This is a genomic window from Tepidibacillus sp. LV47 (assembly GCF_048381575.1).
GTDB lineage: Bacteria > Bacillota > Bacilli > Tepidibacillales > Tepidibacillaceae > Tepidibacillus.
Map to the genome: position 1 here is coordinate 326,538 of NZ_JBLWIF010000001.1, position 16,157 is coordinate 342,694.

Annotated in this window: 17 protein-coding genes; 4 read left to right on the plus strand and 13 right to left on the minus strand. The window is 35.9% G+C overall.

Annotation, left to right across the window (positions count from 1 at the left end; translation table 11 throughout):
* Nucleotides 1–10 precede the first annotated feature (10 nt).
* From nirJ1 to ACMW72_RS01625, 3 genes are all read right to left on the minus strand, one after another.
* On the minus strand, nt 11–1,186 hold the full coding sequence (gene nirJ1 / locus ACMW72_RS01615) for a putative heme d1 biosynthesis radical SAM protein NirJ1 (protein ID WP_418367087.1): 1,176 nt from the start codon (nt 1,184–1,186) through the stop codon (nt 11–13).
* Between the two features lie 107 nt (nt 1,187–1,293).
* Nucleotides 1,294–1,665, minus strand: coding sequence for a DUF3397 family protein (locus ACMW72_RS01620; protein ID WP_418367088.1), 372 nt, complete (start codon nt 1,663–1,665; stop codon nt 1,294–1,296).
* Between the two features lie 6 nt (nt 1,666–1,671).
* Complete coding sequence (locus ACMW72_RS01625; protein WP_418367089.1) at nt 1,672–2,598, minus strand: ketopantoate reductase family protein; 927 nt, start codon at nt 2,596–2,598, stop codon at nt 1,672–1,674.
* A gap of 203 nt (nt 2,599–2,801) precedes the next feature.
* Between ACMW72_RS01625 and ACMW72_RS01630 the strand changes: the two genes are divergently transcribed.
* Nucleotides 2,802–3,275, plus strand: a complete 474-nt coding sequence (locus ACMW72_RS01630; RefSeq protein WP_418367090.1) for an N-acetyltransferase — start codon at nt 2,802–2,804, stop codon at nt 3,273–3,275.
* 62 nt (nt 3,276–3,337) lie between these two features.
* Here the strand turns inward: ACMW72_RS01630 and ACMW72_RS01635 are convergent, their stop codons facing one another.
* Nucleotides 3,338–3,973 (minus strand): RsfA family transcriptional regulator, encoded by a 636-nt coding sequence (locus ACMW72_RS01635; RefSeq protein WP_418367091.1) that lies wholly within the window; start codon nt 3,971–3,973, stop codon nt 3,338–3,340.
* A 120-nt stretch (nt 3,974–4,093) separates the two neighbouring features.
* A complete protein-coding gene (locus ACMW72_RS01640; RefSeq protein ID WP_418367092.1) occupies nt 4,094–4,846 on the minus strand; it encodes an enoyl-CoA hydratase/isomerase family protein in 753 nt (250 codons plus the stop codon).
* Nucleotides 4,847–4,925: 79 nt separating this feature from the next.
* Between ACMW72_RS01640 and corA the strand changes: the two genes are divergently transcribed.
* Nucleotides 4,926–5,873 (plus strand): magnesium/cobalt transporter CorA, encoded by a 948-nt coding sequence (gene corA / locus ACMW72_RS01645; RefSeq protein ID WP_418367093.1) that lies wholly within the window; start codon nt 4,926–4,928, stop codon nt 5,871–5,873.
* An 87-nt stretch (nt 5,874–5,960) separates the two neighbouring features.
* Here the strand turns inward: corA and ACMW72_RS01650 are convergent, their stop codons facing one another.
* The gene (locus ACMW72_RS01650) at nt 5,961–6,320 is read right to left on the minus strand and encodes a Spx/MgsR family RNA polymerase-binding regulatory protein (protein ID WP_418367094.1); all 360 of its coding nucleotides are present in this window, start codon (nt 6,318–6,320) and stop codon (nt 5,961–5,963) included.
* Nucleotides 6,321–6,645: 325 nt separating this feature from the next.
* Between ACMW72_RS01650 and ACMW72_RS01655 the strand changes: the two genes are divergently transcribed.
* A complete protein-coding gene (locus tag ACMW72_RS01655; protein WP_418367095.1) occupies nt 6,646–7,359 on the plus strand; it encodes a helix-turn-helix transcriptional regulator in 714 nt (237 codons plus the stop codon).
* A 227-nt stretch (nt 7,360–7,586) separates the two neighbouring features.
* Here ACMW72_RS01655 and ACMW72_RS01660 read toward each other — a convergent pair whose 3' ends face one another.
* From ACMW72_RS01660 to ACMW72_RS01670, 3 genes are all read right to left on the minus strand, one after another.
* The gene (locus ACMW72_RS01660) at nt 7,587–8,771 is read right to left on the minus strand and encodes a class I SAM-dependent methyltransferase (protein WP_418367096.1); all 1,185 of its coding nucleotides are present in this window, start codon (nt 8,769–8,771) and stop codon (nt 7,587–7,589) included.
* Nucleotides 8,772–9,132: 361 nt separating this feature from the next.
* Nucleotides 9,133–9,753 carry an MBL fold metallo-hydrolase gene (locus ACMW72_RS01665; RefSeq protein WP_418367097.1) on the minus strand — a complete coding sequence of 207 codons (621 nt, stop codon included), beginning with the start codon at nt 9,751–9,753 and terminating at the stop codon, nt 9,133–9,135.
* 97 nt (nt 9,754–9,850) lie between these two features.
* Entirely contained in the window at nt 9,851–11,182 is a 1,332-nt protein-coding gene (locus tag ACMW72_RS01670) for a PhoH family protein (protein ID WP_418367098.1), read from the minus strand.
* 204 nt (nt 11,183–11,386) lie between these two features.
* Here ACMW72_RS01670 and ACMW72_RS01675 point away from each other — a divergent pair, with 204 nt between their 5' ends.
* Nucleotides 11,387–11,983, plus strand: coding sequence for a YhcN/YlaJ family sporulation lipoprotein (locus ACMW72_RS01675; protein ID WP_418367099.1), 597 nt, complete (start codon nt 11,387–11,389; stop codon nt 11,981–11,983).
* A 45-nt stretch (nt 11,984–12,028) separates the two neighbouring features.
* Here ACMW72_RS01675 and ACMW72_RS01680 read toward each other — a convergent pair whose 3' ends face one another.
* From ACMW72_RS01680 to ACMW72_RS01695, 4 genes are all read right to left on the minus strand, one after another.
* On the minus strand, nt 12,029–12,301 hold the full coding sequence (locus ACMW72_RS01680) for a hypothetical protein (RefSeq protein ID WP_418367100.1): 273 nt from the start codon (nt 12,299–12,301) through the stop codon (nt 12,029–12,031).
* Nucleotides 12,302–12,355: 54 nt separating this feature from the next.
* Entirely contained in the window at nt 12,356–13,198 is an 843-nt protein-coding gene (locus tag ACMW72_RS01685) for a deoxyribonuclease IV (protein ID WP_418367101.1), read from the minus strand.
* A gap of 24 nt (nt 13,199–13,222) precedes the next feature.
* A complete protein-coding gene (gene typA, locus ACMW72_RS01690; protein WP_418367102.1) occupies nt 13,223–15,055 on the minus strand; it encodes a translational GTPase TypA in 1,833 nt (610 codons plus the stop codon).
* A gap of 133 nt (nt 15,056–15,188) precedes the next feature.
* A complete protein-coding gene (locus tag ACMW72_RS01695) occupies nt 15,189–16,070 on the minus strand; it encodes an NAD(P)-dependent oxidoreductase (protein WP_418367103.1) in 882 nt (293 codons plus the stop codon).
* Between the last annotated feature and the right edge of the window lie 87 nt (nt 16,071–16,157).

Sequence of the window (16,157 nt, forward strand, 5' to 3'; positions counted from 1 at the left end):
GTACTCCCCCTTATCTCAAGCCGATCTCTTCATCGGTTAGGTAACAAGCTGGGTCAGACTCCCAGAAATCCCCAGTTGCCGCTTCTGCACGAGAACGAAAATTTCCATTGCAAATATCTAACCATTTACAGGATGCACATCTTCCTTTTAATAACGGCTTTCGGTTTTTTAGTCCTTTTAAAATAGGATGTTCAGCCTTTGTCCAAATATCTCCGAAATGAGTTTCACGCACATTGCCAAAAGTATGGTTCATAGTAAACTGATCCGCGTGAACGTCTCCCTTCCAATCAATATTGGCAATAGCGATTCCAGAACGATTTCCTCCATTTCTTTGCAGCATCTCTAAAATATAAGCCGCTTGATCTGGGTTTTGATCTTTCATTTTCAAATAGAGATAGACCCCGTCAGCGTGGTTGTCAACGGTTAGAATCTCTTTATCTAATCCTCGACGATGAAAATCTATTGTTCTTTCGATAATAATATCAAGTGCATCCCTTGTTTCTTCATAGGTTAAGTCATCTTTCATCATCTGGCTTCCTCTACCAGAATAACCAAGATGATAGAAACATGCCCGATTGATATTTTCTTTCTCAATGAAATCAAAAATTTGCTGTAATTGAAGATAGTTATGTTTATTAATGGTAAAACGAAGACCAACTCGTTGATTCACTTCAACCAAATTGCGCAATCCCTGCAAAGCTTTTTTAAATGCACCTTTGGAACGACGAAATTCATCGTGTTTCTCATCGATCCCATCAAAGGAAATTCCCACATAACCAACGCCAATCTCTTTGATTCGTTTTGCGGTCTCTTTATCGATTAAAGTTCCATTGGTCGAAACCGTAACCCGAATTCCTTTCTTAATCGCATACTCAGCTAAATCGAGAATGTCAGGGCGAATTAATGGCTCTCCTCCAGAAAGCAATAATACCGGCACAGAAAACTCAGCGAGATCATCAATCATTTTCATTGCTTCTTCTGTCGTTAATTCATTCTCATACTTTTTATTTTCCGAATTGGAGTAACAATGAATGCAGTTCAAATTACAAGTTCTTGTTACATTCCATACCACAACAGGCCCATGGTTTAAATGTGTTCCATGGATACGTCCCCTTGCCCCTTCACTGTAACGTAACTTATCCCCATAATGGGTTGAATTGGTTAAAAGTTTTGTGATTCCTATCATTTCTTTTCTCCTCCAATATCGAACAACATCTTTATCATATGTAAAACCATTCCTTTACAATACCCATTATACCTTTTCTCTTTTCTTTTGGACAAAATTCCTTTACTTTATCCTTGAAAAAGGCCCACTAAGAAAAATAGGAAATAAAAAAAACTAAGGGAGATAAATGATAACTTCGAAGTGGAAGTGATGATCTTCTTATAATTCAGTACCCCACGTACTTTTTTCTGCAGATAACCAATGATAAAAAAGATCAATAATATCCATAAAAAACTCCACAAGAATCCCAGTTTGCTATGTAAAATTGAATTTATTTCCGCACTGACTGCACCATATAATAGAAATGTTGTGAAATGAATAGCAAATTCTCTTGCCGTTCTCTTCTTTTTTCCAGCAAATAAAAGCAAATAGTAAATCAGAAAAAAAGAGATAAATGGGATTGTTGCAATTAAAGCGTATGTTTTGATAAAAGCCTCCAATTCTCATCACTTCCTCTTGATCATCTGATTTTCCTTCGCGTGTACCATAAGCGTAATCCCTTCTAATAGAGGAGTCGACAGATGATAACGTTTTCCTAAATCGATGATAGGTTGGGTGATACTATCGATTTCAGTTATACGTCCCCTTTTAAGATCTTGTAGCATAGATGATTCATTTTTCCTAGTAAGGATACACACTTGTTCAATGCCTTGTGCTATATTTTCGTCGATTGGAATTTTTGCCTTTTTTAAAACATGATCAATTTCTCGTAATAGCTGATTCATTAGTGTTTTCAAATATGGATCTTCAAGCAACTCACCATTTTTCACTTCAAATAATGCAGTCAATGGATTGATTACAGCATTGATGACAAGCTTATGCCAAATCTTCTCTATAATCTTTTCGGAATAGAAAGCCTGAAATCCTGCTTGGTGAAATAATTGTAATAAATCTTCCAGTGAATCATCGATTTGTTCTTCTACCCTACCCACCCATATCTCGCCTTTTCCTGTATGAAGAACTTGATTCTTCCCTTTTCGTAAAGCTCCTTCTGTTGTAACTGCCAAGTAGATAGGGATTTTAATTTTCCTTTTGAGATATTCAAAATGTCCTATTCCATTTTGAAAACAAAGGACTTTGGTATGTTTGTCCGCCCACTTGTTGATAATAGTTTCAATTCCTGCAATGTCGGTTTGTTTAACGGTGAGAAAAATCCAATCTACAACTTGTCCATCGTCGAATTGGGAATAAACATCAACGTTTAATGAATAGTTCGTTCCATCTGTGTCCTGCAAATAAAGATGCTCTTTTTTAAGCAAATGTTTTTGTTCTTCCGTTTTTGTTACAAGATAAATTTTTTCATTTGTATGAATGGCTAATAAAGAAGCGAATAATAAACCAAGAGAGCCAGCTCCAATAACGGCAATTTGCATCTTTTCCACTCCAAATACAAAGATTATTTTTAATTTAAAACCATCAATATGATTTAAATTTAAAAAATTTAATTAAATTATATCTATCGTTAGACTTTTGTAGTATAATATAGAAAATAATGAATTTTCTAATAATATCATACATTCTTACAACTGCCGAAATATTTTCTCATTTAAAAAATTATAGGAAGGTGAAGATCATTATGTCAATCATAATCCCACAAGTTGTACCACTCAAAATTAATTATAAAACGATGGAAGAGTTCAAAAAGTTTCGTGAATATGGTTTAGAGGAATTAGCCATGTTAGAGGATTTAGAGGCAAATTTAATTGAAGATGATGCAAATTCGCCATTCTATGGGATCTATGAAGGGGATAAATTAGTTGGTCGAATGAGTTTATATGCAGTGAGTAAGAAATATGATCAGTATTTCTTTCCACCTCAAAACCATTACGAATTATTTAAGCTTGAGGTTTTGCCCGAATACCAAGGAAAAGGATACGGAAGTGCATTAGTAAAATATGCAATGAGTCTTGGCTATCCCATCAAAACCAATGCCAGAAACGCCTCTGATCAATTCTGGTTAAAGATGGGATTTAAACCTGCAAGATACGTCTTGCAAAGAGATCGTGGAGAAAATCCATATCTCTGGCATCCTGATTTTGAAAAAGAATAGAAAGACTAGAGTAAAAGCCAGGCGCACAATAAGGGAGATGATAGCGTTATCATCTCCCTTATTTACTTATCAATTCGTTCTAAATTTCCATTTGAATCCATCTTAAATACAGGTTTTGTATTATCATCTTCTGTTAAAAATGCCATTTTTCTGGCTCGGTCAATAATCTGAATAAGAGCTTTATAATCTTCATTTACGACTTGATAATCGGATTCCAAATATTTCACTTTCTCTTTTAACTCTTTATTCTCATGTTTCAATTGTTCTAACTCTCTACTCTTCTCTTCCAATTCTTTTTCTATAGTTTTGTATTTTTTCCCAATTTCTTGTGCATATAATTTCTGTTTTCTTAAGAAACGGATGACGCTATCAAAGGTTAGTTCCGAATCTATCTCTTGCTTAGTAGATGATTCTTTTGTTAGTTCATCACTAAGCTCTATATCAAACGTTTCTTTGGCAGATTGATAATATTTTCTTTTTTGCCGTTGGGCTTTTGCAATTTGGATCGCTGCTTCATATTTTTTGCGTACTAAACTATTCCACCGAAATCCGCATGCAGCAGGAGTACGATTTAATTTCTTCCCTATTTCTTCAAATGCTTTTAATTGTGTACTGCCTTCTCGAATGTGACGCAAAATTACCTCCGCTAAGAGAAGGTCTTCATCTTCAGTCCATGCATCTTGTCTAGTCGTTGCCATAAAAAATCCCCCCGTAAAAAACAAGTTAATATATCTTATGCAGATACTAGTTTTCATAGAATGAAAAACTATTATTTTTATATCCATTTCTTCTTTTTTTAAACGGGGGAAATGTTTATTTTACCTATTTTTTTGTAAAAATTCTTCTACAGCTCTCTGATGTTCTTCTGTTTCCCATAATAAGCTACAAGAATCCATTTCCTTCTTTTGATTTTCGATAAAGGTCTTTCCATCTCTAACTGCGTTTGCTAAATCAATATAAGCTTTTAAACTTTCGAGGGAATGAGAATTGATTTTTTCGGCAATCAAAAGAACTTCATCAAAACTAGCAACCTCCTTTTCTGCTAATCCATATTGAAGGATCTTATCTTTGCTTAGAATATCCCCTGTTAATAAGAGGGAAAGTGCTTTTGATCTCCCTATTTTTTCAATTAATAACGTTCCTCCACCCCATCCCGATGTTACTCCTAATTGAATTTGAATAAATCCCATCTTCGCCTGGCTGCTAATGTAGCGTAGATCACAAGCCATCGCAAGTTCCGCTCCTCCTCCAAGAGCATAGCCGTTGACATACGCAATCGACGGTTTCCCTAGATTAACGATCTTTGCGATGACTTTTCCCATTTTCTCTAACATGGGTCGTACTTCAGCACTGGTTTTTAAATGGTGGAATTGCCTCAAATCACCGCCAGATGAAAAAGATTGTTCAATCCCTGTTAAAATCAATGTTTTAATTTTCGAATTCTCTTTAGCTTGATCAAGCGCTTCGCTTAATTCATCCATCATTTCAAAATTTACAGCGTTATGATAAGCAGGGCGGTTTAATGTTATAATCAAGGTATCTTTTCTCTTCTCAAGTAGAATAGTTTTCATCTTTTTTCTCTTCCTTCCCTTATATATTTTCACTAAGTAAGAAAAAATGGGTAATGAAATGAAACTGGAGGGACTATGAATGATTCGGACGATTGCCATTACAAAAGAGCGAAAGTTAATTGAAAATATACCCATCCAACAATTAAAAAATGAAGATCTTCTTTGGTATTGGGTTGATTTTATCTCACCAACTGAAGAAGAATCAAAACTGTTAGAAACATTCTTTTATTTTCATCCCCTTGCTGTTGAAGATTGTTTGCAATATATTCAACGTCCAAAACTAGATCATTATGATGGATACCACTTTTTTGTTCTTCATTCACTCAATCACCAAACCTTTGAAGCAGAAGAAATGGACCTATTTATTAGTAAAGATTTTCTCGTATCTTTTCACCAAACAAGGTTAAAAGAAGTAGAAATGGTATTTTCCGAAATGAAAACGAGTTCTCATGTATGGGAACAGGGGACATCCTATGTGATGTATCGATTGATTGATAAGTTGGTGGATCATTATTTTCCGATTATTTATCAACTTGAAGATCGAGTAAATGAGCTAGATAACAGTACACAGCCCATTCGTCAATTAATGGAAGAACTCTTTGATTTAAGAGGAAGATTATTAAGAATACGCCATACCATTGTCCCAATGGGTGATCTTTTATATCGAATTCTTAATTCCAAGCATCTTGAAATTGTTCACGATCAATTGCTCTATTTTGCTGATATTTATGATCATCTCTTGAAGCTCTCAGAGATGATTGAATCGAATCGAGAAATCACAGCAGACATTCGCGATAGTTATCTATCGTTAAACTCCAATCGTATGAATACGATCATGATGACATTAACCGTCATCACAACCATCTTTATGCCACTAACATTTATTGCCGGAATTTATGGAATGAATTTTAAATATATGCCAGAACTATCTTGGAAATATGGATATTATTATGTGCTAGGATTCATGGCTATCCTCGGTTTTACCATGTTTTATTGGTTTAAAAAGAAAGGTTGGTTTGGAGATTAATATTTCAATTATATCAATTATATAAAAAAAAGTTTGTATATTCCAACGGTTATGGAATATACAAACCTTCAGGTAAAATAAATTGAATTAGGATGCAAAATATTGTTCAAGAGCTGGCCGATTATATCCAATGACTACATTCTCACTATCTAAGACGATGGGGCGTTTTAGCAATCGGGGGTCCTTTGATAACATTTCAAGCAACTCGCTCACTTTCAGTTCTTCAATATTGATATCAAGGTTTTTATATAATTGGCTACGGGTAGATAACAATTCTTCAGTTCCATTTGGAATCCTTTTTAAGATCTCTTTTAGTTCCTCAACGCTTGGGGGATTCTTGAATAGATGACGCTCCTCAAAAGGAACTCCTTTTTCAGTTAACCAAGCTTTTGTCTTTCTGCAGGAAGTGCAACTAGGATATGTAAAGAAAATTACTTTACCTGCCATTTCCCATCTCTCCCCTTAATAAATTTTCTCTTTCTTTGAAAGTCTGATATTACGTAAAATATATCGTTAATACTTTGGAAACACTTTTATGTTTGACTTTCTTTTTACACTATAATTATATTATTAAATTAATTATTACGTCAATAGTGTTTATTATTTTTTAAGATAAATTTTCTTATTTCTTTCTTCTTATTTGTGCCAACAAACTTTGTAGACAAACCCTTTTTGTTTATAGTAATATTAATAATATGATTATAGAACAAAGTTGCCTAGTCAACTTTGTTCCTGATTTTTGTGAGCATAAACGAAAGGGGGGGTTGTCCCAATGGAAAACGAAACACTTCGTTTAACAAATGTCCTTGCTGATCCTACTCGTTTTGCAATCTATCAATATATTTTTTCCATTGGACGTCCTGTAAACACGATAGAAATAGCAGATAAATTTGGTATCCATCCTAATGTAGCACGATTACATCTAAGTAAATTGGAAGATGTCAATTTATTAAAATCAGAAACAGAAAAAACAGGTCGTGGTGGTAGACCAAGCCGCATCTACACCCTTTCTGATGAAGTTGTTAACTTACAATTTCCTCCCCGAGATTATCAATTATTAGCAAAAATCGCAATTGAAACCTTATTATCTCTTGGTGAAATTGGACAAAAAGCATTAGTACAAATGGGAAGAAATTTTGGTAAAGAAGCAGCAAAACAAGCGATGTTAAAGGAAGGAATTTCTAACGCAAATTCTCTTTCATTAGATCAGAAATTACAAAGTATTGAACGTCTTGCTATTGCACAAGGTCTAAAACCTCGAATTGAAAAGGTCGACGATTATACCATTCGATTTTCGGTGAATAATTGTATCTTTAACGAAACCGTTGAAGCGATTAAAAACCATGCTATTTGTCAAATGCACCATCATTTCCTTGAAGGAATTTTTGAAACATATCTTGGGGATGTTGATCTTATTCAAGAAAATTCCATGCTGGGTGGCTTTAATGCTTGTCAATATACAGTCATTAAGCTTCCTGTAGAATAACGAGAAAAAAGAGATAGGTTTTACTTGATGAAGCCTATCTCTTTTTTTATTGGCTGGAATGGATATTCAACTTGTATAGGATTATATGTTCCAACGCTGCTCCTAAACTTTCGGCTTTCCGTAAATAAGGTCGGTAGGAAAGCTCGCTCGCTAAAGTCGCAGCTTTTGGAACACACAAGCCTATCAAAGTACAATCCTATAAACATACAAGCATATTGAACTTACAACTACCAACCAAGTCCATATTGTTCAATGATTCCTGTCATAAAACGAAACTTATGATCAGGTACATTTTTCTTTTGAACCAGTACCTTAAAGGTCTCTCCCATTTCTCCTGGCGTAATTAATTGTCGGATGGCTCGATTCATTTTTAATGCTTCGTCATGGAACAAGTCTCTATGCCCCATTTGACTTACTTCTATCTCCTGTAAATACTCTAAAATTCCACTATTTAAAAGAAAATAACTTTGGGTCGTAAATAAAATTGTTTTTAATCCTAACTTTTCCCCTGTATTCATTAAAATTGAAAAATTCACATGTGAAGTGATATCTTGATCCCCAATATTTTGATAGGGATTTTCATTGGCCACATGACGATGATAACACATTAAAGTTCCATTATGACGGTGGCTTGCATATAGCTCATCAGCTGGATAACCGTAATCGATGGTAATCATATAACCTTTATCTAAGAATCTTGCCATCGTTTCCATCCATTGAATGGCATCTAAATTTACTTCAGCGATTTGCCCTTCTTTCAGGGTGATATTTTGCTCTTGAAAGTATTTTGCTAATTCCTGTGTACTTAATTGATCGAGAACCTCTATAAATTCCCTTTTTTCGTCATCCCAAGTTACATAGATTTCTTTTAGTTTACCATCTTGCATTTGTACCATATGTACGGGAAACGAATCAACTAATTCATTGGAAAAGATCACCCCTTGAAAGGGCTTAGGAATTTCATCCAAATGATTCACCCATTTCACGTGTTCAAGATGTTCTTTTAGGTATTCTTTTTGTAAATGCTGATGGTAAGGACTTGTTTCAATCATATAATAGGTAAGTTTCTCATAGATCTTTTGATTTTTCTCCTTGATACCTGTTAAAACATCGCGAGCAAAACGTCCATTACCACCACCCATTTCAAGAATGTTATAATTCCTCTGATCTGTACAAAAAGGTAACATTTCTAAAAATGTATTAGCGATCGTTTTGCCAAAAACAGGACCAACGGATGAACTTGTATAAAAATCCGCCGTCTTTCCGATTTTGGTACGATCCTTTGTATAATAACCAAGCTCAGGTTCATACAATGCCATCTTCATAAAATGATAAAACGTAATACGATGATCTTTTTGCTTTTGTATTTCTTGAATGATTTTTTCAGTTAATGGATTCAGACTGTGTTCCATACTGGTCACCCTTTACTAAAATTTTTAAAAAAATTATTTTACACTATTGACATATTAAATATACAATAATATTATATTAACAGAATCACCTTTAAGATTCTAATAAAAAACCACCCATGAGTACAGCTGATGGTTTAAAACCATGTCCCCCAAAAGCTGATACAAAATGAACGGATTTTCAACCTCCCCCAATGAAACACCCTTCATAAAGAAGGGTGTTTTTATTTATTCATGATCACATGTTGAACTAATTCCTTTCCTTTTGCGATGATCGTTAGATCGATTTTTCCCACATCATTGAATATAGTTCGGATCGTGTACTTCCTTTTCCTTTCTCATCATAGCAATCAATATATGTTTTCTAACGTACATATGGATTGTTCTGTTTTTCTTCACCAATTGTAGTTGACTCACCATGTCCTGGATAAACCTTGGTATCTTCTGGTAGAAAATATAGTTTATTGCGAATTTGCTCTATTAACTGAGTATGGTTTCCTCCATATAGATCCGTTCGACCAATCGAATGATAAAATAATGTATCACCAGAGAAAAGGAATGGTTTTAAATAATAAGAAGTTCCTCCAGGTGTGTGGCCAGGAGTATGAATGGGTTGTATTTGAAATGGACCAATATTGATGAGTTGTTCCTCTTTGATTAGGTAATCAGCAGGTTTACAAATAACCTGACCAAAATACGGAAAGATTTCTGAACCATTATAACGGGGATTAGATAACCATTCACTTTCTGCATGATGTACATACACAGGTACAGAAAAACGTTCTCTTATGTATTCAAGTCCTCCAATATGATCTAAATGAGCATGTGTTAGTAAGATTCCTTTTAATTGAATTTGATACTGATTTAGGTACGTCTCGATCGGCTTTGGTTCAAATCCTACATCGATTAAAATCGCTTGTCCTTTCTGGATGATTAAGTAGCTGTTGGTTTCGAATTCTCCTAAAACAAATGGTTTGATTTCCATTATCAAATCACCTCAAATAAAGAAACGTTTACTTAAACATTATAATGGAAAGCAAACCGCTACAAAAGCGATATGGTATCTCCATACCGCTTATTTTCTATAATAAATCCGCTGCTAATTGAGCTAGAATTGAACGTTCTCCTTTATTTAATTGAATATGACCACTGATTTTTTCCTGTTTAAATCGTTCGACAACATATGTTAAACCATTATTCATCGCATCAAGATATGGATGGTCGATCTGATCTGGATCCCCCATCAATACGATTTTACTTCCTTCTCCTACTCTTGTAATAATGGTCTTTACTTCATGTTTTGTTAAGTTTTGCGCTTCATCAATAATGATAAACTGATTGGGAATACTTCGTCCGCGAATATAGGTTAATGCTTCTACTTGAATACTTCCTATTCCTGCAAGGATTTTATCCAGTTCCCCTGGCTTTTTGGTATTAAACAAATATTCGAGATTATCATAAATCGGCTGCATCCATGGGCGTAATTTTTCTTCTTTTTCTCCAGGTAAAAAACCTAGATCTTTTCCCATTGGAATGACGGGTCTAGCTACTAATAATTTGTGATAAACATGTTCATCTTCTACTTTTAATAAACCTGCAGCAAGGGATAATAGGGTTTTTCCTGTTCCTGCTTTTCCTGTCATGGTAATCAATGAAATATGATCATCTAACAAAAGTTCTAATGCCATTTTCTGTTGGATATTACGCGGTATAATCCCCCATACCGATTCGTTAATACGTAACGGTTCGAGAAATGTACATATTGGATTAACCTTTGCTACAGCTGACTTACTCGTTCCAAGACGATCTTTTAATATATAAAATTCATTGGGATAAACTTGATTGATGTCCAAGTTGATTTCCTTTAATTCTAACTTTTTTTTTGCATAAAACTCGTCAATTTTATCAGGATCAACCAATATCTCATAATATCCCGGATAAATTTCTGTATCCATAATCACTCGATCCGATAAATAATCTTCTGCCCGCAGTCCTAATGCATCCGCTTTAACCCGAACTAATGCATCCTTACTGACCAAAATAACAGGTCGCCCCGATTCCTTTTGCTCTTCTTCAGCTTGAAGATTCATAGCCAAAGCTAATATCCGATTGTCATTGGTAATATTGGGAAAGTTATCTTGCATTTTTTGAAAAGATCGATGATTTAATTCGACACGAAGAAGGCCACCTTGTTTTAATTTCACTCCAGTGTGAAGTTTACCGTTTTCTCTAAGGTTATCTAGTAAACGGGAAACTTGCCTCGCGTTTCTTCCAATTTCATCCATAAAACGCTTTTTTGCATCGATTTCTTCAAGTACAACTGCCGGAATAACGACTTCATTATCCTCAAAAGCGAAAATTGCTCTTGGGTCTTGTAATAATACATTTGTATCCAATATAAAGATCTTTCCCAAAATTTCGCCTCCTAATTGTTTTTTGTGCATATATTGCCGAATACATTAGGACCATCAGAAGTATATTCTCGCTGCTAATTTTATTTACTATCATTCTATGCAGCAAAACGTAAAGATGTATGAATATATGTGAAAAAGTTGTACATTGATTTTCTAGGAATGGTAACACTAAGAGTAAAGCGTAATGAAAGGAATGAGAAGCATATGAAAAAATGGTTCCTTATCTTCATAACATCATTATTAACATTTGTAGTAGGCTGCCAAGCCATAAACAAACCGCCAGCAAATGAAGCAGCACCACCTAACAAACAAATCAAACAATCTCAGCGGCTTCCACAAACAGTTCCAGAACCAAAAAGAGATCAAAGCCCGCAAGCAATTGCCCATCGATTAGCAACAATTGCCGCAAGCGTTCCCCAAGTAAAAGATGCAACGGCAATTGTATTTGGAAAATATGCGATCGTTGGTTTAGATTTAGATGCTCATCTTGATCGTTCACGAATTGGAACGATTAAATATTCCGTCGCCGAAGCATTAAAAGATGATCCTCAAGGGGCAAATGCATTAGTAACCAGTGATCCAGATATCGTTCAAAGAATTCGTGAGATGAATGAAGATATTAAAAGGGGACACCCGATCAAGGGATTTGCTGAAGAATTATCGGATATTGTTTCTCGTATCATTCCACAGACACCAAAGGAAGTACCAAAACGTGAAGAACCTCCGACAAAAGAGAATCAACAAAAAATGAACCAAACCAATGATCCAAAAGCTCCTAGAAAAGATCTTTACCAAAAATAGAAGTTAGAAAAAACCCCCGTTATTATACGGGGGTAAACTTTTTAACTATTGATTATATTTCGGCTCTGACTCAATATCTTCAAGGAGCTTTTCAATGAGAACACGTTGGAATTTTAGTTGTTGTTCTTTTCCATCTTTTTCAAAAAAGACCGTATATTCAAAAGGATCCCGTTCATAACGGACATTCTTTAGTCCATGATCTTCTTCAAGAATTAAAGCAAAAAAATCTTTTGTTTCTTTTGCTGCCAGGTCTTGAGGTCTTGCCTCATAAACAACAGCGATTTGCAACCAATTATTCACTGCATCTTCTAATTTCATGTTTGGCTCCCCCTCCTCTGACTTCTATTTTTAGTATGATTCCATTAAAAATACCTACTGATTGGAGTTGTTGCTTAAAGAACGAAGTAATTCAATTTCTTCCGCATATTCCAACTCTTTTTCAACAGGTGTCTCAAGGATAAAAGGAAGATGATTGATCTTTTCACATTGTAAAAATTTTTGTAAAGCCTCGATTCCAATATAGCCTTTGCCAATTTTTTCATGACGATCTTTGCGACTATTAAACGGTGCTTTACTATCATTAAAATGAATCACTTCAAGATGATCGAGATATCCTGTTTCTTCAGCCCGTTTGATAAAATCATCAAAAGTTGCCAAATTCCATTGACCAGCTGCAAAAGCATGACAAGTATCAAAACAAAAACCGATTTTTTCTGGATATTTGGTAGAATTTCGAATCTTCATTAGTGTTTCTGGATCAAGACCTAACTCAGAACCTTGTCCAGCCGTATTCTCTAATAATAATTTGGTAGGACCGTCATATTGTTCAAGAATCAGATCGAGGGTTTCAATCATTCGCCTTATCCCGTATTCCTCACCTTCGCCAACATGCTTCCCACAATGAACCACAGCCCCGATCGCACCATAGGCTTCCGCGATTTGTAAATCTTCGAGAATCGAGCGAACGGTTGCTTCTTGCAAATCATCATTTGGCGTGGATAAGTTCGTAATATAAGGGGTATGGCAGACCAAAGAAATCCCTTGTTCCTTGCAAAATTGAACACCTTTTTCAGCATCAACCAAATCTAATTTTTTAGGTTTTAATCCCCGGGGATTCTTGGTGAAGATTTGAAAGGTATTGGCCCCTAGCTCATGAGCGGTTTTTGCTGCTTTTTCCAATCCTTTAGCTACGCTCACATGGCAACCGATTTGCATTTTTTACTCCCTCCTTTTTCGGAGTTATACTTGTTCCATTTTTTTTATTTTTGCATATTTATCTCGTTCCTGCTTTTTAAGAAACTTTTTCCGTAGACGAATCGATTTTGGTGTAATCTCACAATACTCATCTTCATCCAAATATTCTAGTGCCTGTTCTAAACTAAGAATTCGTGGTGTCTTCATCTTAACGGTTTCTTCTTTGGTTGAAGAGCGAATATTGGTGACATGTTTTTCTTTGCAGATATTCACGATGATATCATTTTCACGATTATGTTCACCAACGATCATTCCCTCATATACATCTGTACCTGGGGTTACAAATAATACTCCCCGATCCTCTACCGATAAGATACCATAGGTTGTGGCTACCCCAGTTTCTGAAGAAACAAGTACCCCTGCTCTGCGACCCCCTACTGATTGTTGAACAGCAGGTCGATATGAATCAAAAGAATGGTTTATGATTCCATATCCTCTTGTAAGGGTGAGAAACTCTGTACGATAACCAATCAGTCCCCTTGAAGGAATGATGAATTCTAAACGAATCTGTTCAAATCCTAATTGAGTCATATTTACCATTTCTGCTCTTCTAGGGCCTAAGCTCTCGATCACAGCCCCCATATACTCTTCGGGAATATCGATAATCAACCTTTCATAAGGTTCCATCTTTTGACCATCGATCTCTTTGATGATCGCTTCAGGTTTTGAAACTTGCAGCTCATAACCTTCCCGTCTCATATTCTCGATTAAGATGGATAAATGTAACTCTCCACGACCAGACACAATAAACGCATCAGGACTGTCCGTTTCCTCAACCCTTAAGCTCACATCTTTCTCTAATTCCGCAAATAATCGTTCTCTAAGTTTTCTTGATGTGACATATTTCCCCTCTTTTCCAGCAAAGGGACTATTGTTCACAAGAAAGGTCATCTGTAACGTTGGTTCATCAATATGGAGTAATGGCAAAGGTTCAGGATGCTCCATATCAGCAACCGTTTCCCCAACGTTTATTCCTTCAATTCCTGCAATGGCAACAATGTCTCCTGCTTTTGCTTCTTCAATCTCAATTTTCTTAAGACCTTCAAATCCATATAGTTTGGCTATCCTTGCTTGTTTTACTGAACCGTCACGCGTAATAACAGCAACACTTTGATTTTTCTTCATCATTCCTCGTTCAATCTTACCAATTCCAATTCTCCCGAGGTACTCACTATAATCGAGTAAGGTGATCTGCATTTGTAAGGGAGCTTCAATCTCCACATCCGGTGCTGGAATATGTTCAATGATCGCATCAAATAAGGGTTTCATATCATGAGTTAAATGATCTAGATCGGTTCCACTTATTCCCTTTAATGCAGAAGTATAAATAACTGGGAAGTCGATTTGTTCATCACTAGCTCCAAGCTCGATAAATAATTCCAGCACTTCATCTACTACTTCTAGCGGTCTTGCGTTTTCCCGATCTACTTTATTCACCACGACAATTGGTGTAAGACCTGCTTCTAAAGCCTTTCGTAAAACAAATTTGGTTTGGGGCATACTTCCTTCAAAGGCATCGACGACAAGTAGCACTCCATTCACCATTTTCATGATTCGTTCTACTTCCCCGCCAAAGTCGGCATGACCCGGAGTGTCGATAATATTAATGATTTTGTCTTTATAGCGAACAGCGGTATTCTTCGCCAGGATCGTGATTCCCCGCTCCCGTTCCAAATCATTTTGATCAAGCATTCTTTCTTGGATCTGCTCGTTCTCACGAAAAATTCCTGATTGGGTTAATAATTTATCAACAAGTGTTGTTTTCCCATGATCAACATGTGCGATAATGGCAATGTTACGTATTTCTTCCCGTTTCATGTAGCAAATCCCCTTTAATAAGTAAAATTTAAAGGATAAGAATAAAGAACGACGCCTTTAAGAAGGCGTCACAAAACCCCTGAATTGTTATTTTAGCAGTTATCTTCACTTGAAACAATAAACATTACACTTTTTACTTCACTTCGACATGTGCTTTTTTCTCTAGCGGTTTAATCGTTGCAGCTACATCTTCATGACCATATCCTGCTTCTTTCGCATCCCCAATCATATCTTTTGCAACCTTTGCCAACCTTACAGGAACCAGAATCTGATCTGCCATATCTGTTGCTAATCCCATATCTTTGTATAACAAATCAATCATAAACCGTTGTTCAAAATCGCGACTTTTAATCAGTGGATAACAGCGGTCAATCATATAACTCCACCCTGTACTGCTTTTAATGACCTCATATAAAGCCTCGATACCAATTCCTGCTTTTGCTCCTAAAACAAATGCTTCGGATAAGGCAGCTGTATGGATGCCAACAAGCATATTATTAATTAATTTGGCAATGCTGCCATTTCCTGTTTTTCCCATGTAGAGGATGGTTTTACCTATTGCTTCAAAAACAGGTCGAGCCTGATCAAAGATCTCTTTATCCCCGCCAACCATAATCGTTAAAGTTCCTGCTTCTGCTCCCATTGGTCCCCCACTAATTGGAGCATCAAGAAAGTGTACTCCTTGCTCCTTGGCATTTTCATAGATTTGAAGATTCAAATGGGGTCCTACGGTACTATGGTCGATTAAAATCGTCCCTGGTTTTGCCCCGGCTAGAATTCCTTCTCCCCCAAAATAAACTTTCTTTATATCATCGGGCATTGGAAGAGCAGTTAAGACAACATCGACTTGTTCTGCTAATTCTTTTGCCGTTTTTGCTTCGATTGCCCCTAATTCTACCGCTTTTTCAATCGGGCCTCTAGAACGGCTAAAGACAAAAACCTGAAAACCCGCTTTGAGCAAATTTTTTGTCATGGGAAAGCCCATCGTCCCCAAACCGATAAACCCAACTTTCATCAAGATCCCTCCAGTCTAATTTTCCCATTTCTTATTGTACCACTTCCCTCTTTTTAATAAAAATCAGTAGCCAAATTTTTTCTTCCG